This window comes from Bradyrhizobium sp. MOS001 (genome assembly GCF_004634465.1).
Lineage (GTDB): Bacteria > Pseudomonadota > Alphaproteobacteria > Rhizobiales > Xanthobacteraceae > Bradyrhizobium > Bradyrhizobium barranii.
The window spans coordinates 265,804-286,333 of record NZ_SPVJ01000002.1 but is presented as its reverse complement, the minus strand read 5'-3'; the positions used below and the strand labels follow the sequence as shown (position 1 = coordinate 286,333).

The 20,530-nt window shown below is 63.6% G+C and carries 19 protein-coding genes and 1 tRNA gene; 13 read left to right on the top strand and 7 right to left on the bottom strand.

Annotated features, from left to right (window positions below; genetic code table 11):
- Positions 1-107 precede the first annotated feature (107 nt).
- The 3 genes from CT676_RS04805 (at position 108) to CT676_RS04795 (ending at position 1,099) form a co-directional block, all read left to right on the top strand.
- Complete coding sequence (locus tag CT676_RS04805; protein WP_063980175.1) at positions 108-515, top strand: TIGR02300 family protein; 408 nt, start codon at positions 108-110, stop codon at positions 513-515.
- Positions 516-611: 96 nt separating this feature from the next.
- Positions 612-687, top strand: a tRNA-Ala gene (locus CT676_RS04800).
- A gap of 175 nt (positions 688-862) precedes the next feature.
- On the top strand, positions 863-1,099 hold the full coding sequence (locus CT676_RS04795; protein ID WP_161495934.1) for a GIY-YIG nuclease family protein: 237 nt from the start codon (positions 863-865) through the stop codon (positions 1,097-1,099).
- Positions 1,100-1,107: 8 nt separating this feature from the next.
- On the opposite strand, the gene CT676_RS04790 is transcribed toward CT676_RS04795, so the two are convergent.
- Positions 1,108-1,566 carry a MarR family transcriptional regulator gene (locus tag CT676_RS04790; RefSeq protein WP_028149792.1) on the bottom strand — a complete coding sequence of 153 codons (459 nt, stop codon included), beginning with the start codon at positions 1,564-1,566 and terminating at the stop codon, positions 1,108-1,110.
- Positions 1,567-1,720: 154 nt separating this feature from the next.
- Between CT676_RS04790 and CT676_RS04785 the strand changes: the two genes are divergently transcribed.
- From CT676_RS04785 to CT676_RS04745, 9 genes are all read left to right on the top strand, one after another.
- Positions 1,721-2,146 carry an organic hydroperoxide resistance protein gene (locus tag CT676_RS04785; protein WP_014490914.1) on the top strand — a complete coding sequence of 142 codons (426 nt, stop codon included), beginning with the start codon at positions 1,721-1,723 and terminating at the stop codon, positions 2,144-2,146.
- 184 nt (positions 2,147-2,330) lie between these two features.
- Entirely contained in the window at positions 2,331-3,533 is a 1,203-nt protein-coding gene (locus CT676_RS04780; protein ID WP_135214037.1) for a CaiB/BaiF CoA-transferase family protein, read from the top strand.
- Positions 3,534-3,753: 220 nt separating this feature from the next.
- On the top strand, positions 3,754-5,070 hold the full coding sequence (gene ugpB / locus CT676_RS04775; protein WP_135214036.1) for a sn-glycerol-3-phosphate ABC transporter substrate-binding protein UgpB: 1,317 nt from the start codon (positions 3,754-3,756) through the stop codon (positions 5,068-5,070).
- Positions 5,071-5,118: 48 nt separating this feature from the next.
- The gene (ugpA, locus tag CT676_RS04770) at positions 5,119-6,000 is read left to right on the top strand and encodes a sn-glycerol-3-phosphate ABC transporter permease UgpA (RefSeq protein ID WP_063980179.1); all 882 of its coding nucleotides are present in this window, start codon (positions 5,119-5,121) and stop codon (positions 5,998-6,000) included.
- On the top strand, positions 6,000-6,848 hold the full coding sequence (ugpE, locus tag CT676_RS04765) for a sn-glycerol-3-phosphate ABC transporter permease UgpE (protein WP_063980180.1): 849 nt from the start codon (positions 6,000-6,002) through the stop codon (positions 6,846-6,848). The genes ugpA and ugpE overlap by 1 nt, the downstream gene beginning before the upstream one ends.
- Positions 6,849-6,860: 12 nt before the next feature.
- Complete coding sequence (locus CT676_RS04760; protein WP_135214035.1) at positions 6,861-7,946, top strand: sn-glycerol-3-phosphate import ATP-binding protein UgpC; 1,086 nt, start codon at positions 6,861-6,863, stop codon at positions 7,944-7,946.
- A gap of 308 nt (positions 7,947-8,254) precedes the next feature.
- Entirely contained in the window at positions 8,255-8,680 is a 426-nt protein-coding gene (locus tag CT676_RS04755) for an Hsp20 family protein (protein ID WP_014438749.1), read from the top strand.
- A gap of 51 nt (positions 8,681-8,731) precedes the next feature.
- A complete protein-coding gene (locus CT676_RS04750; protein ID WP_011083553.1) occupies positions 8,732-9,004 on the top strand; it encodes a DUF1150 domain-containing protein in 273 nt (90 codons plus the stop codon).
- Positions 9,005-9,085: 81 nt separating this feature from the next.
- Positions 9,086-9,865: a HEAT repeat domain-containing protein gene (locus CT676_RS04745; protein ID WP_135214034.1), complete on the top strand. Its 780-nt coding sequence runs from the start codon at positions 9,086-9,088 to the stop codon at positions 9,863-9,865.
- Positions 9,866-10,042: 177 nt separating this feature from the next.
- Here CT676_RS04745 and CT676_RS04740 read toward each other — a convergent pair whose 3' ends face one another.
- The 4 genes from CT676_RS04740 to CT676_RS04725 all read right to left on the bottom strand — a co-directional run bounded on the left by CT676_RS04740 (position 10,043) and on the right by CT676_RS04725 (position 14,624).
- Positions 10,043-10,885 carry a DUF1194 domain-containing protein gene (locus tag CT676_RS04740; RefSeq protein ID WP_135214033.1) on the bottom strand — a complete coding sequence of 281 codons (843 nt, stop codon included), beginning with the start codon at positions 10,883-10,885 and terminating at the stop codon, positions 10,043-10,045.
- A gap of 173 nt (positions 10,886-11,058) precedes the next feature.
- Entirely contained in the window at positions 11,059-12,597 is a 1,539-nt protein-coding gene (locus tag CT676_RS04735; protein WP_135214032.1) for an AMP-binding protein, read from the bottom strand.
- Between the two features lie 56 nt (positions 12,598-12,653).
- Positions 12,654-13,784, bottom strand: a complete 1,131-nt coding sequence (locus tag CT676_RS04730) for a DUF5938 domain-containing protein (RefSeq protein WP_135214031.1) — start codon at positions 13,782-13,784, stop codon at positions 12,654-12,656.
- A gap of 36 nt (positions 13,785-13,820) precedes the next feature.
- A complete protein-coding gene (locus CT676_RS04725; protein WP_135214030.1) occupies positions 13,821-14,624 on the bottom strand; it encodes an SDR family oxidoreductase in 804 nt (267 codons plus the stop codon).
- A gap of 280 nt (positions 14,625-14,904) precedes the next feature.
- Between CT676_RS04725 and CT676_RS04720 the strand changes: the two genes are divergently transcribed.
- Entirely contained in the window at positions 14,905-15,543 is a 639-nt protein-coding gene (locus CT676_RS04720; protein WP_085405011.1) for a TetR/AcrR family transcriptional regulator, read from the top strand.
- Positions 15,544-15,668: 125 nt separating this feature from the next.
- On the opposite strand, the gene CT676_RS04715 is transcribed toward CT676_RS04720, so the two are convergent.
- Positions 15,669-16,781 (bottom strand): tetratricopeptide repeat protein, encoded by a 1,113-nt coding sequence (locus tag CT676_RS04715; protein WP_135214029.1) that lies wholly within the window; start codon positions 16,779-16,781, stop codon positions 15,669-15,671.
- Positions 16,782-16,995: 214 nt separating this feature from the next.
- A complete protein-coding gene (locus tag CT676_RS04710; RefSeq protein ID WP_167767943.1) occupies positions 16,996-20,511 on the bottom strand; it encodes a filamentous hemagglutinin N-terminal domain-containing protein in 3,516 nt (1,171 codons plus the stop codon).
- Positions 20,512-20,530: the final 19 nt, after the last annotated feature.

Below are 20,530 nucleotides of genomic sequence, written 5' to 3'. Positions count from 1 at the left end.
CTGCCCGCCGTCACGGGCATGTCTTTCTCCCGTAATGCGCTATTGACAGCGGGCCGCCAACTAGCCAAGTGAAACACCGCTTTTCAGACATTCCCAGGATTCCTGCCGTGGCCAAGTCCGAACTCGGAACCAAACGTATTTGCCCGACCACGGGCAAGAAGTTCTATGACCTCAACAAGAATCCGGTGATCTCGCCCTATACCGGCGAAGTCGTCCCGATCGCGCCTGTGGCGCCGGCCCGCGCGACTCGCGGCGCCGAACCTCGCCACACGCCGGCTGCCGACACCACGCCGGAGCCGGCAGAAGTCGAAGAGGTCTCGCTCGAGGAGGCCGACGCCGAGGAAAACACCGGCAAGGTCAAGGCCGCGGTGCCCGAATCCGAGGACGACATCGAGGTCGACGAGACCATCGAGGACGATGACGACGATGATTCGACCTTTATCGCCGACGACGAAGAGGGCGATGAGGACGTCACGGACATCATTGGTGATGTCGGAGGTGATGAAGAGACTTGAGATCAGCCCTGATCTGTGAAAAAGGGTGCACCGCGCGAGTCACCAGGCTCGGCGGTCGGGAGTGATCCACCAGGATCCTCCCAACTGGAAGACTAAGGGGCCATAGCTCAGCTGGGAGAGCGCTTGCATGGCATGCAAGAGGTCGGCGGTTCGATCCCGCCTGGCTCCACCAGCCTTCGCTCGCTTCGCGAGCTTCGGCTGGGCAAGCCCGGGAAGTCCCTCGTAGCGAAGTGAGCGAAGGCTGTCCCGCCATAGCCCGAAGGGCGGCGGCGGACTTCATCGAGGATCACCAGCGAAGCCCCGTGATGGTTCCAAGCTGCTATCCTGCCCTCCGGGGAGGAAGCAGAATGAAATACGTCTATATCCTCGAAAGTCTCAATTCCGAGCATTTCTACGTCGGCATCACCGACGACCTACGGGCCCGTTTAGCCAAGCATAACGCCGGCGAGGTGCCACACACGTCGAAATATGGGCCTTGGAGAATTCGGACCTATTTCGCCTTTGATGACGCGGCACGCGCTGTCGCGTTCGAGCGATACCTGAAATCGGGCTCGGGGCGCGCCTTCGCGAAGAAGCACTTCTGATCGCCCCCCTACTCCCCGATCACCGCATTCAACCGATCCCGCAGCGCGACGATCTCGTCCTTCATCGCGACCAGCTCCGACACCGAGCAATCCGACGCCGCCAGGATCGATTGCGGCACGGCGCGCGCTTTTTCCTTCAAGGCATGGCCCTGCGGGGTCAGCGCGATCAGCACCTGACGTTCGTCCTCGCGCGAGCGCGTGCGCCTGACGAGGTGGGCGGCCTCGAGGCGCTTGAGCAGCGGCGTCAGCGTGCCCGAATCCAGGAACAGCTTTTCGCCGATGTCCTTGACCGGCACGTCGTCGCGCTCCCACAGCACAAGCATCACCAGATATTGCGGGTAGGTCAGGCCGAGCCGGTCCAGCAGCGGCTTGTAGACCCGGTTGAAGGCATGCGCGGCCGAATAGACCGCGAAGCAGATCTGATTGTCGAGGCGCTGCGGGTCCAGCGCCGATAATTTCCGGGGCATCGAGAATCTCACGCGGTTTCCTCCATTCTGGGACCGGGCGGCCGTACATTCAATTGCGAACAATTAAATGTGAGGCATGCAGATTTCAATTGCGCGCAATCTAATTGTTTGCGATGTAGGTTCCACCCCAACCCGAAGACCTGAGGAGACGAAAATGTCGGTAAACGTCCTGTACAAGACCAGCGCAAAGGCCACCGGCGGCCGCGACGGCCATGCGGCGACCCTCGACGGCGCGCTCGACGTCAAGCTCACCACCCCGAAGGAACTCGGCGGCGGCGGCGGCGCCGGCAACAATCCCGAGCAGCTGTTCGCGGCCGGCTATGCCGCCTGCTTCATCGGCGCGATGAAGTTCGTGGCCTCGCAGGGCGGCCCGAAGGTTCCGGCTGACGCCTCGGTCACCTCCACCGTCGGCATCGGCCCGCGCTCGGCCGGCGGCTTCGGTCTCGACATCGATCTGGCCGTCTCGCTGCCGGGCCTCGCCCGCGCGGAAGCAGAGGCGCTGGTCGAGAAGGCCCACCAGGTGTGCCCCTACTCCAATGCCACGCGCGGCAATGTCGACGTTCGCCTGACGGTCGTCTGATCAAACGGCGGATTGGCTGGCCCGAGATCCCCCTCGGGCCGGCCGCTTCCCTTTGTTTTGTTGTTTTGCCACGCCGCGGGATTGTGCGGCGGCACCGCATACGCCCCTACGCACCAAGCCATTGCTGGCGCAAAAAAACCTCGCTAGGCCTGTGATCAATGATCGACACAGGGGAAGCGAAGGCATGACTGAAGCCGTTTTGGGCGCAATGAGCGGACTGCGCGTCATCGATCTCACGCGCGTGCTCGGCGGCCCCTACTGCACCCAGATCCTCGCCGACCACGGCGCCGACGTGATCAAGGTCGAGCCGCCCGCCGGCGACGAGGTGCGCGACTGGGGCCCTCCGTTCCACGAGGAAGACGCGGCCTATTTCATCGGCATCAACCGCAACAAGCGCTCGATCGGCCTCGACCTTGCCTCCGAGGGCGGCCGAATCGTGCTGCTCAAGATGCTGGAGACAGCCGACGTCCTGATCGAGAATTTCAAGCCGGGCACGCTGGAGAAATGGGGCATCGGCAACGATGTGCTCAGCAAGAAATTCCCGCGCCTCGTGCATTGCCGGATCTGCGGCTTCGGCGCCGACGGTCCGCGCGGCGGCAATCCCGGCTATGACGCCATCATCCAGGCGATGACCGGCATGATCGCGGCGACCGGCTCTCCCGAGAGCGGACCGATGCGGATCGGCGTGCCGCTGGTCGACATCACCACCGGCCTCTATGCGGCGATCGGCATCCTGATGGCGCTGTCGGAGCGGCAGCGCTCGGGCCAGGGCCAGTTCCTGGAGACGACGCTGTACGAGACCGGCCTTGCCATCATGCATCCGCACACCGCGAATTATTTCATGCACGGCAAGCCGCCGTCGCTCACCGGCAACGAGCATCCCAACCTCGTGCCTTACGCGATCTTCCCGACCAGGACCGACGACATCTTCATCGGTGTCGGCAATGACGGCACCTTCCGCAAGCTCGCCAAGGAAATCGGCAAGCCTGAGCTCGGCACCGATCCGCGCTTTGCCCGCAACAAGGACCGCATCGCCAATCGCGAGGCGCTGCGCGCCGAGCTCGCCGCCGTGTTCAGCCAGCACGAGGCCGAGCCGCTGTGCAATCGTCTGCTCGCCGCCGGCCTGCCCGCAGGTCCCGTGCAGAAGATCGACCAGGCCTTGACCAACCCGCACACGATCGCCCGCGGCGATGTCATCGAGAAGGACTGGTACAAGGGCGTGGCCTCGCCGATCCGGCTCGATCGCAGCAAGCCGAGCCTGCGCCGCCTGCCGCCGAAATTCAGCCAGCACTCCCAGGAGGTGCTGGGCGAGTTCGGCTACTCCAAATCGGAGATCGACGCGATGGTCGAAAAGGGCACCGTCTGCGGCCCCGAGCGCAAGCGCTAAACGCCCTCGCCGCCTCACCCGAGCAAATGCCGCACTGCGGCGCGGGCACGCATGTGCGCCGCGAAGGGAGGAGGCTGCGCGCTCGGCATTCGCCTATTTGACGGCTTCCCTTTTGGCCGCGCTTGCTGCTTTCGTTTCTCCCGCTTACACAGTCATGTGAACGTCATATGGCGCTGCTAGCGCAAGCGCTTCTTTTTGACGGCCAAGGGAGGTTTACTTGATGGCTCTTCGACACTTTGGGGCGGCTGCCGCAGTTGCGATCACAATCGGCATGGGCGCATCGCCGGCCTTGGCCGTGACCGAAATCCAGTGGTGGCACGCGATGACTGGCGCCAACAACGACGTCATCGTCAAGCTCGCCACCGACTTCAACGCCTCGCAGACCGACTACAAGGTGATCCCGACCTACAAGGGCAACTATCCCGATACGATGAACGCCGGCATCGCGGCGTTCCGCGCCGGCAACGCCCCGCACATCATGCAGGTGTTCGAAGTCGGCACCGCGACCATGATGGCCGCGACCGGCGCCGTAAAACCCGTCTACAAGCTGATGGCCGAGGCCGGCGAGAAGTTCGACCCCAAGATCTATCTGCCCGCCATCACCGGCTACTACTCGACCTCGAAGGGCGAGATGCTGTCGTTCCCGTTCAACTCGTCGTCGACCGTCATGTGGGTCAACCTCGACGAGCTCAAGAAGGCGAACGTCGAGATCCCCAAGACCTGGCCCGAAACGTTCGAGGCCGCCAAGAAACTGAAGGCAGCGGGTCATGACACCTGCGGCTTCTCCGGCTCCTGGGTCACCTGGGTCAATCTCGAGCAGCTCTCCGCCTGGCACAACGTGCCGCTCGCCAGCAAGGCCAACGGCCTCGACGGTTTCGACACCGTGCTGGAGTTCAACGGCCCGCTCCAGGTCAAGCATCTCGAAACCCTGGTCGAGCTGCAGAAGACCAAGACTTACGACTATGCCGGCCGCACCAACACCGGCGAAGGCCGCTTCACCTCCGGCGAATGCCCGATCTACCTGACCTCGTCGGCGTTCTTCGGCAACGTCAAGGCGCAGGCCAAGTTCAACTTCACCGCCGTGCCGATGCCATACTATCCGGACGTCAAGGGCGCGCCGCAGAACTCGATCATCGGCGGCGCTTCGCTCTGGGTGATGGGCGGCAAGTCGGCCGACGAATACAAGGGTGTCGCGAAGTTCCTGACCTTCCTCTCCGACACCGATCGCCAGGTCTACATCCACAAGGCCTCGGGCTATCTGCCGATCACCAAGGCGGCCTACGCCAAGGCGAAGGAAGAGGGCTTCTACAAGGATCAGCCCTATCTCGAGACCCCGCTGATCGAGCTGACCAACAAGGAGCCGACCGACAATTCGCGCGGTCTGCGCCTCGGCAACATGGTTCAGCTGCGTGACGTCTGGTCGGAAGAGATCGAGCAGGCGCTGGCCGGCAAGAAGACCGCCAAGCAGGCGCTGGATGCTGCCGTCGAGCGCGGCAACACGATGCTGCGGCAGTTCGAAAAAACCGCCGTCAAGTGAGGCGACGAGCGGCAGGCCGCGACCCGGCCTGCCGCTTCTGCTGACATCATGCAAAAGCAAGCCATTTTCCAAGCAAAACTATTGCCCTACGCGCTGGTTGCGCCGCAGCTCGCGATCGTCCTGATTTTTTTCTACTGGCCGGCCGCGCAGGCGGTGATCCAATCCTTCCTGCTCCAGGACGCCTTCGGTCTGTCGACAAGCTTCGTCTGGTTCGAGAATTATCAGGACCTGTTCAAGGACCCGGCCTATTTCGAGGCGGTTGTCCGTACGTTCGTCTTTTCGTTCGCCATCGCCGTCTCGTCGCTGTCCTTCGCGCTCTTGCTCGCCGTGATGGCCGACAAGCCGCTGCGTGGCTCGATGCTCTACCGCACGCTGCTGATCTGGCCCTATGCAGTGGCGCCGCCCGTGGTCGGCGTGCTCTGGATCTTCATGCTGCATCCTTCGCTCGGCGTGCTGTCGCGCTATCTGCGCAACCTGGGCGTCGACTGGAATCCGCTGCTTGACGGCAACCAGGCGGCTGGGCTGATCATCCTCGCCGCGGCGTGGAAGCAGATCTCCTATAATTTCCTGTTCTTCCTCGCCGGCCTGCAAGCCATCCCCCGAAGCGTGTTCGAGGCCGCCGCGATCGACGGCGCCCGCCCGATGCGGCGGTTCTGGACAGTGACGTTCCCGCTGCTGTCGCCCACGATCTTCTTCCTGCTTGTCGTCAACATCGTCTACGCCTTCTTCGACACCTTCGGCATCATCGACACCATGACCCGCGGCGGTCCCGGCACATCGACGGTCACGCTGGTCTACAAGGTCTATTCCGACGGCCTGCTCGGCGGCAATCTCGGCAGCTCGGCGGCGCAGTCGGTGATCCTGATGGTCATGGTCATCGTGCTGACGGGAATCCAGTTCCGCTTCGTCGAACGCAAGGTGACCTACTGATGGTCGAAGAAGAGGGCTTTCGGCGCTACGTCGCCCACGCGATTCTCTGGATCGGGATCGCGATCGTCGCATTCCCGGTCTACATCGCGATCGTCGCCTCGACCCAGGACAACGCCCTGATCGCGAACGGGCAGATGTCGCTGCTGCCGGGCGGCCATTTCTTCGAGGTCTACTACAAGACCATCTTCGTCGGCACGAGCGGCTCGACTCGCGAGCCCGTCGGCAACATGATGCTGAACTCGCTGGTGATGGCGCTGGCAATCGCGATCGGCAAGATCGCGATCTCGATCATCTCGGCCTATGCGATCGTCTATTTCCGCTTTCCGTTCCGGATGGCGATCTTCTGGATCATCTTCATCACGTTGATGCTGCCGGTCGAGGTGCGCATCTATCCGACCTACAAGATCGTCGCCGATCTACACATGCTCGACAGCTATGCTGGCCTCGCGCTGCCGCTGATCGCGTCGGCCACCGCGACGCTGCTGTTCCGCCAGTTCTTCATGACCGTGCCGGACGAGCTGCTGGAGGCCTCGCGCATTGACGGTGCCGGACCCTTGCGCTTCTTCTGGGATACGCTGCTGCCGCTGTCGCGCACCAACATGGCGGCGCTGTTCGTGATCCTCTTCATCCTCGGCTGGAATCAATATCTCTGGCCGCTGCTGATCACAACGCGCGACGACATGCAGACCATCCAGGTCGGAATCCGCAAGATGATCACCACTACCGATGCGCTGACCGAATGGCCGATCGTGATGGCGACTGCCGTGCTGGCCATGCTGCCGCCGGTGTTCGTCGTCGTCGCCATGCAGAAATTGTTCGTGCGCGGCCTGGTCGAGACGGAAAAGTAGAAGCGAGTTTTCATGGCTAACGTCACCCTGCGCAACGTCCGCAAGACCTATCCCGGCGGCTTCGAGGCCATCAAGGGCGTCAACGTCGATGTCGGCGACGGTCAGTTCTGCGTGCTGGTCGGTCCCTCCGGCTGCGGCAAGTCCACGCTGCTGCGCATGGTCGCAGGTCTCGAGACCGTCACCGGCGGCGAGATCGACATCGGCGGCCGCGTCGTCAACCAGATCGAGCCCGCCGATCGCGACATCGCGATGGTGTTCCAGAACTACGCGCTCTACCCGCATATGAGCGTCTTCAACAACATGGCCTACGGCCTGCGCAACCGCGGCATGAAGGAGGCCGAGGTCAAGACCCGCGTCGAGGAAGCCGCGCGCGTGCTCGAGCTCGCGCCGATGCTGGAGCGCAAGCCGCGCCAGCTCTCCGGTGGCCAGCGCCAGCGCGTCGCCATGGGCCGCGCCATCGTGCGCCAGCCGAAAGTGTTTCTGTTCGACGAGCCGCTGTCGAACCTGGACGCAAAGCTGCGCATCGCGATGCGCGTCGAGATCCGCAAATTGCAGCGCCGGCTCAACACGACCTCGATCTACGTCACCCACGACCAGCTCGAGGCGATGACGCTCGCCGATATTCTCGTCGTGATGAACGGCGGCCAGGTCGAGCAGGTCGGCAATCCCCTTGCGATCTACGAGAAGCCGGCGACGACCTTCGTCGCCTCCTTCATCGGGGCACCGCCGATGAACCTGATGTCGACGCGCGCCGATGAGATCAAATCGCAACTCGGCGGCGGCGCGACCGAGGCCGGCATCCTCGGCATCCGCCCGGAAGATTTCGTCATCACCGACCAGACCCCGGCCGGCGGCGTCGCACTGCCGCTGACCGTGGAAGCGATCGAGCGCGTCGGCGCCGAAACTTTCGTCTACGGCACGCGGGCCCAGGACGAGCAGCGCGTCGCCGCCACCCCCGGCGAGCTGCCGCCCGGCGAGGTCATCGTCCGCATTCCCGGAACCGAGGCCCCCGCCATCGGTGAGAGGATCCGCGTCGCCGCGGTACGGCCGAAGCTGCACCTTTTCAGCGGCGACGGGCGGACGCGGATCGAGGCCTGACTGGTTCCGAGGGCCGGCCGATCAGAAACGCGAAAAACAACCCCATGCACAGTAGCCGGGGGTTTGATTTCATTGAGATAAATCGTCGGCCGATTCGTCATGCCCGGGCTTGCCTGAGCATTTGCGTTCCCGGTGACGAATTGGGCGCTTCCGCGCGACCGCGGTCGGGGTCAGGCGCGAAAATGGGCAATCCACAGGCCCCCGCTACGTCCTTGAACCCCCAAGGGGTTATGACCATATTGCTGACCAAGGGGCGCCGCTTCCGGGCCCTGAAATGCCAAAGTCGCTTCGAGAGGACTTTGTAAACTATGTCTCGTGTTCCAACGCTTTCCAGTCCGTTCCTTCTGGGCTTCGACGAGATCGAGCGCGTGCTTGATCGCGTCGTCAAAGGCGCCGACGGCTACCCTCCCTACAATATCGAGAGGTGCGACCGGTCGGACGGCCAGCCCGAGCGGCTGCGGATCACGCTGGCGGTCGCCGGATTCACCCGCGACCAACTCGATGTAACCATTGAGGAAAACCAGCTCGTGATTCGCGGGCGGCAGCAGGACGACAAGACCCGGCAATACATCCATCGCGGCATCGCCGCGCGCCACTTCCAGCGCACCTTCGTGCTGGCGGAGGGGATGCTCGTGCTGGGAGCGGATCTGAAGAACGGGCTGCTGTCGGTCGATCTTGCCCGGCCTGAACCGGAGAGGATCGTTAAGACAATCGCTATCAATGAGCACGAATAATGGAACGAGTAGCGGACTCGACCGCTTAGTTTCTGTGAAGGAGTCGAGACCATGAGTGAAGGTCACGTTGCGTTCGAATACGAAGCCAAGAACGTCTCGCCCGAGACGCTGGCAACTCTCGGCGAAGGTCATATCGCCTATGTGAAGCAGATCCGCTCCGAGGATGTGCCGGGCCTGTTTCCCGAAGCGCCAAAGATCGCGCCGGGCCTCAAGCTCTTCGCGCTCCACGCCGCCGACGGCACGCCGATCATGCTGACCGACAGCCGCGAAGCCGCGGTCGCCAACGCCTGGAGCAACGAGCTGCAAGCCGTGAGCGTGCACTGACGCACGCTTAGCGCGACATCTGCGAATTCAAATGCGCGGGCATGCCTCAAGGCGGCCCGCGCATTTTTTATGGGCCATCCCATGACGCGGCACCAAGCGGACGCCTCGCTTTCTTTGTGCTATGGCCCGATATCCTCCGGCTACTCGATCAGCCGGATCGGGCTATGGAAGCGTGACCAGACCATCATGACCGACGAGCCAATCGCGTACATTGGAGGTGCTCAGGCTCGATTCGTTGAGGTGGTGTTGGCATTTCGCCGTTGGGCTGATCGCTACCCTGTTGACCAGAGATCTGGCGAGTGGGAATGCGACTATGGAGAATGGCCCGCGATCACGACTGCCTTCGCCGCGTTCCTGGATTCGGGCGTTCCGCAGCATTGGAGCGCTCCTATCGTCGAGTTGCTGCTTTACATCCTTGCTCGCGACAATGAGGTGGAGGTACTCAAGCGCGAGTTGATGGCCAAGCCGGCTCATCTGCTGGCTTTGGCGAGGGTAGCCCCGCATTCACCGGAGCGAGATGCCCGGTGGCAACTCGCCGATGCGCTTGGGAGCGACGAATTTGCCGCCGATGAAGTCGAACCGCTGTTGGAGCAATTCTTTCACGACGCGGATGAGTATGTAAGCCGGCGAGCGCTTCTTGCTCTCGCGCGCAGGCGGTCGAAAAGGTCGGAGACGCTGGCGCTTCGCGCGTGGAGCACGGAGTATGAATATCAGCGGATGGCCGCGCTCGACGCACTTTCCGCGGTTAACTCGCCGTTGTTGCCGTCATATCTCGATCTCGCTCAGCGCGATGGGCGGCAGTATCTCGTCAATTTTGCCAATTCGCTCCGCGCGAAGCCGGCTTCAGAAGGTAGCGAGTAGGAGAAGGCGACCACATCGACCAAATGTCGTCTTGCACCGCTCGGGTATTGCCGACGCACCGTCACCCTTGATTACCTGCCTGACCGCCCTGCCAGCCGCGCGCGAATGTCCGGCTTCAGCACCTTGCCCACCTTCGAGCGCGGCAGGTCGTCCCGGACTTCGATCAGCTTCGGTGTCTCACCGTCGCCCGCGCTCCCGCCATTTTTCTTCGCCGACCAGACAGGACACCCGGGGCTCTTTCTCGGCGGTTCGGACGATCCTCCCCTCCGGCGTGAGGCCCGCAACTTCGAGAACAAGCTTGGTCCGGATCGCTTCCTGGAATTTTTCGCGATCCTTGATTGTCATGATGAAGGCACCCGGCCCTCCGATCACGCAGTCCTCGTAGTAGAGATCGAGATTCTCGATATCGGTCGTCAAATAGGACGGCTCCTTCACCATGATCGGCAGGCCGTTGATGATGATGCCTTTCTCAACGGCAGCGTCGCGCGCGCCGGTGACGGGGGCTCCGTCGTTGTTCGGCCCATCGCCGGAAATGTCGATGACGCGCCGCGACCCGCGATAGGGATTCTCTTCGAACAGCTGCACTGCGAAATTGATCGCGCCGGAAATCGAGGTGCTCGAACCTCGGCGAATCGGCGTTTTCATGATCTCGGCGGCCACGGCGTCCGCCGATTCCGGGCCGTCGATCACGCGCCACGGAATGATGATCCTGTCGTCGCCCGACATCGACCACTCGAAATAGGTCAGAGCCACCTTGCTGGCCGGACGGGCCCTTAGCGCCTGAAGAAAGTCTTTCGAGACGATGGCCTGTGCATAGCCCTCGCGCTGAATGGCGAGTTCGTCCAGATCCATCGAATAGGAGACGTCGACGGCGATAACGAGCTCGACATTGACGGACAGTGCGCTGTGCCTGGCGTCGGCTATCCCTGATTTCGGGCTCGGCGCGGCAATGCTGGCAACGTCACCTCCGACGATCGCCCCCGCAACAAGCACCGCCCCGACCGAGACACACCAGCGCATGGCGGCCCTCCCGTCCGTTCAAAAGCATGGTGACACCCAAAACGCGCATCGAAAAGCGGAGACATGCCTTTGCCTGCCCGGACACGGATGAGAGTTCCAGGCCCGCGCGAATGTCCGCGTCAGCGCGTCTCGCGGATATCTTCGAAGCGATGGGCGCTGCAATAAGATGCGCCTCAGTCGCCTGAGCGACCTGCCAGCCGCGCGCGGATGTCCGGCTTCAGCACCTTGCCGACCTTGGAGCGCGGCAGATCGTCCCAGACTTCGATCTGCTTCGGTGTCTTGACGCTGCCGATCCGCTGCTTGACGAAGGCCGCCAGCGCCGTCGCATCGACGCTTTGGCCGGCGCGGGGCTGCACCACGGCGACGATCCGCTCACCCCATTTCTCGTCCGAAAGGCCAATCACGGCGCAATCCTGCACCGCCTCATGCGCCCGCAGCGCGTTCTCGACCTCGATCGAGTAGACGTTGAACCCGCCGGTGATGATCATGTCCTTGGCGCGATCGACGATATAGAGGTAGCCGTCGTCGTCGATGTAGCCGATGTCGCCGGTGTGGTGCCAGCCATGTGCGGAGGCTTCCGCCGTAGCCTCGGGATTTTTGTAATAGCCCTCCATCACCAGCGAACCGCGGACCACGATCTCGCCGCGGGCGCCGGTCGGCAGCAAATTGCCGTCGCCATCCATGATGCCGGCCTGCACCAGCGGGCTGATCCGCCCGGCCGAGGCGAGACGCTCCATCGCGATCGTGCCGTCGGCATTGTAATGCTCGCTAGGTGCCATCATCGAGATCATCATCGGCGCTTCGGTCTGACCGAACAACTGCGCCATCGGCCCGATACGCTGGAGCGCTTCCGCAAGCCGCGCGGCCGAGATCGGCGCCGCGCCGTACCAGAAACATTGCAGAGACCCGAGCCTCGCGGAGTCGAGCTTCGGATGATCGAGCAGCATGTAGATCACGGTCGGCGGCAGGAAGGTGTGCGTGACGTGATAGCGCTCGATCAGATCGAGAAATTCTGCGATGTCGGGGTGATGCATGATCACGATGCGGCCGCCGAGCGCCATGATCGGGAAACACAGCACGCCGGCCGCGTGGGTCAGCGGCGCAAGCGCGAGGTAGATCGGGCGGCCCTTGAAGGGATAGCCCATCAGCGTCAGTGCCGTCATAGCCTCGATGTTGCGGCCCGACAGCATGACCCCCTTCGGCTTGCCGGTGGTGCCGCCGGTGCCCGGGATCATCGCGAGATCGTCGATCGTCTCGCGTTGATAGTGGTCGTCTGCAAGGCCGGCGAGCCAGCTGGCGAACGAGGGCGCGAAGGACAACTCGGCATCGAGGCAGACGACGGCGCGCAGCATTGGCAGCTCTGCACGCACCGCCTCGACCATCGCCGCGAAGCTTGAATGAAACAACAGCAGGCTGCAGTCGAATTGCTCGAGGATGAGCCGATTTTCGGCCGCCTCGTTGCGCGGATTGATCGGGCACCAGACCGCGCCCGCACGGGAAATGCCGAACACGCAGGCAAACGCGACCGGATCGTTGCCGGAGAGGATTGCGACCTTCTCGCCGGCAGCAATGCCCGATCGCGCGAGCCCGCGCGCGACGCGGTAGCTCAGCCGCTGCACCTCGCGATAGCTGAGGTCGCGTCCATCCATGGTGAGGCACGGCGCGTCGGCGCCGAGCGAGGCACCTTTGTCCAGGTAATCGATGAAGCGCATGATCAACACCCGAAGCAGAGCGGGTGACGCGGAGGACCGCGCCACCCGCGATTTACTTAATCGTGCACGGTCAGAACCGGCTTGCTGACGAGCCCGAAGCTGCGCAATTGCCCGAGCAGCTCGTGATGGCCGAACGCCTGGCAGCCGGAGGCGAACCCCACGCGCTTCGGCGGCTGCTGCAGCAGGTGCGCCGCGGCATAGGCCTGCAGCAAGCCGGTCTGCTTGTAGTTGCTGTTGCCGTAGATGATGCAGTGCGCGCGCCCCAACGGGCCGGAGGCATGTACCGAATCCATCGACTTGTTGACGCGCGGGTTCTCGCGCGGCGGCATGGTGTTCATCACACCGGCGGCCGTCTGCGCCAATGCGGCGTAGCGCTCGTCGGGATTCATATCCTTGGTCGCCTCCAGCGCGGCCGCGACGATCTGCGGCACGCCCAGCATCAGCGCGCGATTGAACACGCCGCCCAGCACTTTCACGTTGGCCACGCGCGGATCGCGCTTGAACCACACCGGGTGCGAGGTGCCTCCCCAGGGCAACGCCAGCGCCAGCTCGTGCTGACCGGGGATGGCGAGGTTGTAGAGGCCGGCATCGGGCTGATGCTCGACGTACTTGTTCTGCTCCAGGTAGTAGGCCTTGGCCATCGCGGCGTTGACCAGGATGGTCTGCGTCGATGCGATGGTCGGGCTGCCACCCCAGAACACGGCAATGTCCAGCGTGTCGAGGCCGGGCGTCTCCAGGCACAGCTGCGCGGCGATCTCGCCGGTGGTGTACATCTGCGCGATGCCTGGCGCCAACAGCAGTCCGGCATTGGCGAACTTCGTGCCCCACTCCTGCTCGAGCGTGATCAGCCAGTCCTGCTCACCTGTGGTGTCGGTGTAATGACACTTGGAAGCGAGGCAAGCCTGCACCACTTCGCCGCCGAACTTGGCGAAGGGACCCACGGTGTTGAGCACCACCGAGGCGCCCTTGAACAATTCAGTCAGCGCAGCCACGGTGTGCGGCACCTTGACCACCTCGTAGTCGGCGGTCTCGATGCCCGCTACATTCGACTTCATCGCGGCGTTGAGCTTCTCATTGCTGCGGCCGGCGGCGATGAAGGGGATGTTGTATTCGCGTAAGTATTCACAGACCAGCCGGCCGGTATAGCCGGAAGCGCCATAGACGATGACGGGCTTCTTCTCGCTCATTGCGTTCCTCCGAAATGCTTGTTGTCGGCTTTGTCGTTACATGCCCATGCCGCCATCGACCGGCAGTCCGATGCCGGTGATGAAGCGCGCCTCGTTCGAGCACAGGAACACCGCGGCATCTCCGATGTCCGTGACCTCGGCGAGACGGCCGAGCGGGGTTTGCTCCACCACCGAGCCGACTGCGGCGTTGACGTCAGCCGCGAGCCCGACCTTGACGATGTCGTTGGCGAGCTGCATGCCCATGTCGGTCGGGATCAGGCCCGGATAGATGCAGTTTACGCGCACGCCGAAACCGAGCTTGCCGGCTTCCATCGCTCCGACCCGCGTCATGCGGTCAACCGCGGATTTGGTGCCCGAATAGACCGCGATGCTCGGGAAGGCGATCGTTGCCGCAACCGAGGCGATGTTGACGACGGCGCCGCCCTTGCCGGCCGGCCCGCCCGGGCGCATGGCACGGAAGGCGTGCTTCATGCCGAGCACGGTGCCAACGATATTGACGTCGCACATCCGCCGCGCGTCGTCGGCCTTGACCTCGGAGATCAGCGACGTGATCTCGATGCCGGCATTGTTGATCAGAATGTCGTAGCCGCCGAGGGTTGCGACGGTCTTGGCAACCGCCCGCTCCCATTGAGCGTCGTCGGTGACGTCGAGCTGGACGAAGCCCGTGGCGACGTCTTCCTTCGCGATAGCGGCTGCGCTGGCGCGGCCAGTCTCTTCCAGGATGTCGGCGATCATGATCGAGGCGCCGGCTCGCGCCAACGCTTGCGCGATGGCCGCGCCGATTCCTCTAGCACCGCCGGTGACCAGGGCGTTCCTGCCTGCAAGGCTCTTCCCACTCATGACGCACTCCTCCGTTGCTGGTGATCGATTCGTGCTGCGCCAAGCGGCGCGCACCAGGTCGATGGGCGCAGGCCTTTCGGCGGCACCCAGCGAAGCGTTCCTCCATGGTCGGACGTCTTGACGACTGTCCAAATTCTTGGTGCGAACCTCCGCCAAAATCTTGACACTTGTCAAGAACGAATTTGACAGTTGTCAAAGGAAGTGGTTGTGAGGGGATGGAGCATTCCGCGGTCGACGCGGTATAAGTCCTTGAAAGAACGGGACTGAGGATAAGGACAAGATGGCGCGGCAGGTGACGGGAGCGGCCCGGCGTGTGGCTGATGCGGCCGAGGTGCTGCGCGACGAGAAGTTCAACGCGCGGCGCGTCGAACTTGCCGAGGCCGCGCTCGAAACGCTTGGAGAGCTCGGCTTCGCACGCACCAGCCTGCGCGAAATCGCGCAGAACTCGGCGTTCACGCACGGCGTGTTCCACTATTATTTCAGCGACAAGCTCGACCTGATCTGCTGCTGCGTCCGCCACTACAAGGCGAAGTGCGTGACGCGATATGACGATGTCGTCGCGACAGCAACGAGCCGCGACGAATTGACGGAGGGTTTCCTCGCCAAGCTCGCCGCAACGCTGCAGAACGAAGCCCGCATGCACCGCCTTTGGTACGACCTGCGCTCGCAGGCGATGTTCGAGGCGGCGTTTCGCAAGGATGTACTCGAGATCGACAAGAGCCTGGAAGCGATGATCTGGCGCATCGCCTCCCGCTATGCCGAGCTCGGCGGCAAGCGGCCGGCGTCGTCGCCCGCCGCGCTCTATGCGCTGTTCGACGGTCTATTCCAAAGTGCGCTGCTTAAGCACCTCGCGGGTGACAAGACGGCGATTCCCGAACTGCTCGACGAAGTCCGGCGCCTGCTGCCGACGGTCTGCTGACGCGCACGAGCGGCGCCGGCGAAGGCTCTGCAGCGCACCGCTCTCGACGATGCTTCGCATCGCGGGGGAAGCGCTGCGCTGCGTCCGGGGGACTAGAGCGGAGATGCACGCTCTTTCGAGACGCATCACTTCAAAAAGCCAAGCCCTTCGCGCGCCGTGCCCACGGCCCATTGGTCGCCCGGCGGCAGCGCGAGCACGCTATTGAAATCGGCGCGCGCGTGTTTGGCGTCGGACAGTTTCATATAGAGGATGCCGCGATTGACCAGAGCGACCTGATTGTTGGGATCGAGCCGGATCGCATCGTTGTAGTCGGCGAGCGCGCGGGCGTGCTCACCGATGTCGCGTAGCGTGCTGGCGCGATTGCTGTAGGCCATCGAATTTCCCGGCTGCAGCCGGATGCCCTCGTCGAAATCGGCAATGGCGCGACGATCATCGCCCTTCTTGCGCCAGGCGGTTGCACGAACGAAGTAGGCCTTCTCGAAGGAAGGCGTGATCCTGGTGACGTCATCGAGCTCGTGGATGGCGTTGTCGGTGTCGTCCTTTTTCAGGAGAACGATGGCCCGGCAATAATGACCGCCAGCACTCCCGGGCTCCAGACGGACGGCGGTGTTGCAGTCGTCGAGAGCCTCGTCGATCTCGCCTCTGTCGACATGGACGGTGCTTCGCAGCTCGTAGGGCCATGCGGCGGCGGGATTGCGCCGCATCGCCTCGTTGTAATCGGCGACGGCATGATCGGGGTCGCGCTTCGCCGCATACGCTTCGCCTCTCATGACAAGAGCAAAGTAGGCTTGCTTGGGATTGCGTTCGATGGCCTCGGTAAACGCGCCGATCGCCAGATCGAAGTCGCGCTTGTTGAAATATTCGAGGGCACGGGAGGTGTAGGACGGTCCGTAGCCGGGATCGAGGCGAATGGCCTCGTTGTAATCGGCCAAAGCGTGATCCCGTTCACCCCTCGCCGAATAGGCGCGGCCGCGGCAGTTATAAGCCCGCCCGAAATTCGGATCGATCCGTATCGCGGCGCTGCAGTCCTCGAAGGCGCGATCCTTGTCCCGCTTGAGGTACCAGGCTTCGCCACGCAGCTCGTAGGCAACCGCGTTTGTCGGATCAGCCGCAATGATCTCGGTCTTTTCGGCGATGACGCGGTCGTTGGACGTATCGTCGGCATGAACCGCAACCGTCACGGCAATGGTGACCGCGCAAAACAGACCGAAAATCCGGCCGATCGAACTGCAATTCATGGCTCAAAAAACCCCGCATCGAAGCCGCGCCGGGACGCGCAACCGGACGACGATCGAATCCGGCGGAGAAACATCACAGCGCCCCGGCTGCGAAAATAAGTCGCAGAACGCGGGGCTTCGGTTCGAACGAGTAAGGGCCGCCTCTGCGGTCTCACCAGGCGTAGCGCAGGACGCCCTTGCCGGCGTAGCTGCGATTGTGCCGCTACCAGGTGCTCTAACGCAGCACGACCTCGATCGGCGCCTGGTCGTTCAACCCGAGCGGCGCGGCGGGATCGGGCGGAGTGGCGCCGCAGACCGGGTTGCCGCCGGCCCCAAGCGAACAGGCGCCTGCGTCGCGCGGAATGATCGCGAGCCGGCCGTCGACATAGGTGATGTCGTAGTTCGCGGATGTCGGCCCCGAGGCGGCGATGCTGTAGACCCCGGGATTGCGCGTGCCCTGGGCCGAGCCGCCGTAGACGAGCGTACCGGAGAGCGCGGACAGCCCCTCCCCGTTCACGAAGCCGGAATAGATCGCGCTGCCGCCGGAGAACGGCACGCCGTCGTAATTCTTCGTGACGCCGTTGACTGCAATGGTGAGCGGCGCCTTGTTGACGGTCAGCGAACCGTCGACATAGGTGATCGCATAGTTGGCCGAGGAGAGGCCCGACGCCGTCAGGCTGTAGCGACCGGCATTCACCGCGCCCTGCGCCGTGCCGCCATAAAGAAGCGTGCCCGACAACACGGATGCAGTCTCGCCATTCATGAAGCCGGAATAAGCGGCGCTGCCGCCGGAGAAGGCGAGGCCGTCATAGGTCTTGGACGCGTTGGCGCTGATGGTGAGCGGCGCCCTGTCGATGGTGAGGCCGACCGCGACCGAGCCGACATAGACCGCGCCGCCCGAGCCGGTCGCGTTGAGAACGTCGGGGCCGCTGAGATTGTAGCTGCCCGCGCCCAATGCGGTGGTGACTGCGCTGCCCCAGCCGAGCGTGACGCGATTGGCGTTCACACCGGTCATCGTCAAGCCGCCGAGCGAGGCCAGCGTGCCATAGGTGGTGCTGGCCGAGCCCGCGACGTTGACATAGGCATCGTAGACGGTGTCGCCGAACGCGCGCAGCACCGGCATGCCGTTGTTGGCGCCGCTGACGGACTTGCCCCAGACGGCGGCAAAGTCATAGCCGTTGTTGATAAAGGTGAAGGGATCGCGCAGCTGGGCCGTGGTGAGCATGCCGCCATCGCAGACGTTGCCGATGCCACCGGATCCGCCACAGGCGGCGCTCTGCCCCGATGTGTCCCTGTTCGCATAGCTTTGGATGACTTCGCCGCCATCCCAGTTCATTCCCACGATCGCGCCGACATTGCTGGTTCCCGACACGGTGCCCGCGAAGTAGCTCCGGCTCACATGGCTTTCCTGATTCATCCCCACCAGCCCGCCGACTTCGGAAGTTCCTGAAACCGCTCCCGTGGCGTAGGAATCGAGCACCCAAACGGCTTCATTGCTGTGCCCGACCAGCCCGCCAACCGAACGCGTCCCGGACACGTTGCCGGTCGCGTAAGACTGGCTTACCACGGCGCCGTACCAGCTGCCTCCCACCAGCCCGCCGACCGAATCGACACCGGACACGTTGCCGGTGGCGTAAGATCGCTCCACCCGACTGTACTGTTGGAACCCCACCAGTCCGCCGGCAGATGTGCCTGTGCCGCCAATTGCGCCGGTGCCCGAAACATTACCGGTGGCGTGACTGTCGGTGACGAGACCGATGTTGCTGTATCCCAACAAGCCACCGACATTGATGCCGCCGGATACGGTACCCGTGGCATAAGAGTGGCTCACCGTACCGATGGCATAATCCCCGGGGCCCGGTCCCATCCACGTGCCGATATTGTACGCGATCAGCCCGCCAGCGCCGTCCCAGCTAGCGGAAACGTTGCCGGTCGCATACGAGTTGGAGACGAACGAGGCGACGACGCGCCCTCCCAGCCCGCCGGCGGCGCCATAGCCCGCGATCGTGCCGGTGGCATATGAGTTGCTGATCGTCGTGATATAGGCGTCGCCGACCAGCCCGCCGACCATGGCGCCGCTGCCGGTCACATTGCCGGTGTTGTAAACGTTGCTGATGGTGTTGTAAGCGACGCTGCTCGTGCCGCCGTAGACCCAGAGACCGCTCGACCCGACCAGCCCGCCGACGGCATTGTTGCCCGTCACGCTGCCGCCTTCCAATCCGACATTGCGGATGGTCCCGCCATCGATGTAGCCGAACAGGCCGATGTTATCGCTGGACGGCCGGTTGATGGTCAGGTTGCTGATGCGGTGACCGAGCCCGTCGAAAATGCCGGAAAAATATTTGCTGATATCGCCGATGCCGCCGATCGGTGTGAAGCCGGCGCCACCATTCCAACCCGCCGTCGCGCTGGCATCGATGTTCGCGCCCAGCACATAGTTGCCGGACCGGTTGGTGTTGATGTTCTGCAGGGCATTCACGTCGGTGATCACCGCATAGGTGATGGCGGCATCAGTTCCTTTCTGGGTCTGGAACAAGCTGCCCGCCGCCAGGTTGACCGGCGCGTTGATGGTGTAGCCACCGGTGGCCGTGGTCTGTGCGTATTGCAGGACCAGCCCGTCACTGCTCGTCGTGCCGGTCGACGTCAACGGCGCGTTGATGACGATGTTGTTGTCGGCCCGCAGCGTCAGGATATGCGAGCCCCAGGTGACGGCGGAGTTGACCGTGACGTTGCCTTCATCGGTGCCGCTGCCCGAGGTCGTCACCGTCACGTCGCCGCTCGCAAGTGCCGTCTGCAAGACGCCAGCGTAGTTCGCGTCGATGGTGATGTTGACGGGATCGATCAGCCAATGCCCGCCGAGCGTATCGACCTTCAGATCGGCGGCGAGATTGACCTTGGCGGCGGAGGTTTCAACCGAGCGGGCCCGCAGCGTGCCACCGGCATTGACCTCGCCGTGCCTGGCATCGCCGAGCAGCAGGATGCGGCCGTTCCTGCTGCCGATGCTCGCGGCCTGCACCACGCCGGTGTTGTTGACGACGCCCTTCATGGCGTCGCTCGCGCCCTTGGCGGTGAGGATAGCGAGCCCACCATCGGCGCGGATCAATCCCTTGTTCTCGACCAGGGTCTTGACGGTGGAGGCCTTGACCTCGACCGAGAGCAGGCCGTCGCCATTGAAATCGAGCAGCACGTCGGTGCCGGCGGCGAGCGCCGTGCTGCCGGTGATGCTGCCGGAATTGCTGACGCTCGGCGAGATCAGCGCCACCACCTTGCTGGAGATGCTGCCCTCATTGGTGATCGCGCCGCCGCTGCCGGTGAAGTTGTAGCGACCGGCGAGAAAATCGGCGTTGCTGATGCCGAGCGTGGAGGCGACAAAGCCGCCGGTCTGCACGCTGCCGGTCTTGCCGATGGCGATGCCGTTCGGATTGATCAGGAACACTTGTCCATTGGCGCTGAGGCTGCCGAGGATTCTTGACGGGTCCTGGCCGACGACGCGGTTCAGCGCGACCGAGGATGCGCCGGGCTGATTGAAGGTCACGGAGCTGCCGGCGCCGATCGAAAAACTCTGCCAGTTGGCGATCATCCGGTCGCTCGACTGGTTGATCGTCATGGCGTTGCCGGACTGACTGATCGTGGCCTGTCCCGACACGACCTGGCCGCCGGTCGGCAGCGTCTGCGCCAGCGCCGGCGGCGTCAGCATCGTGGTCGCGGACAGCGCGATTGCGAGTCGCATCCGCGGCAGGGTCGATGTCATCGCGTGCCCCCTCGAAACA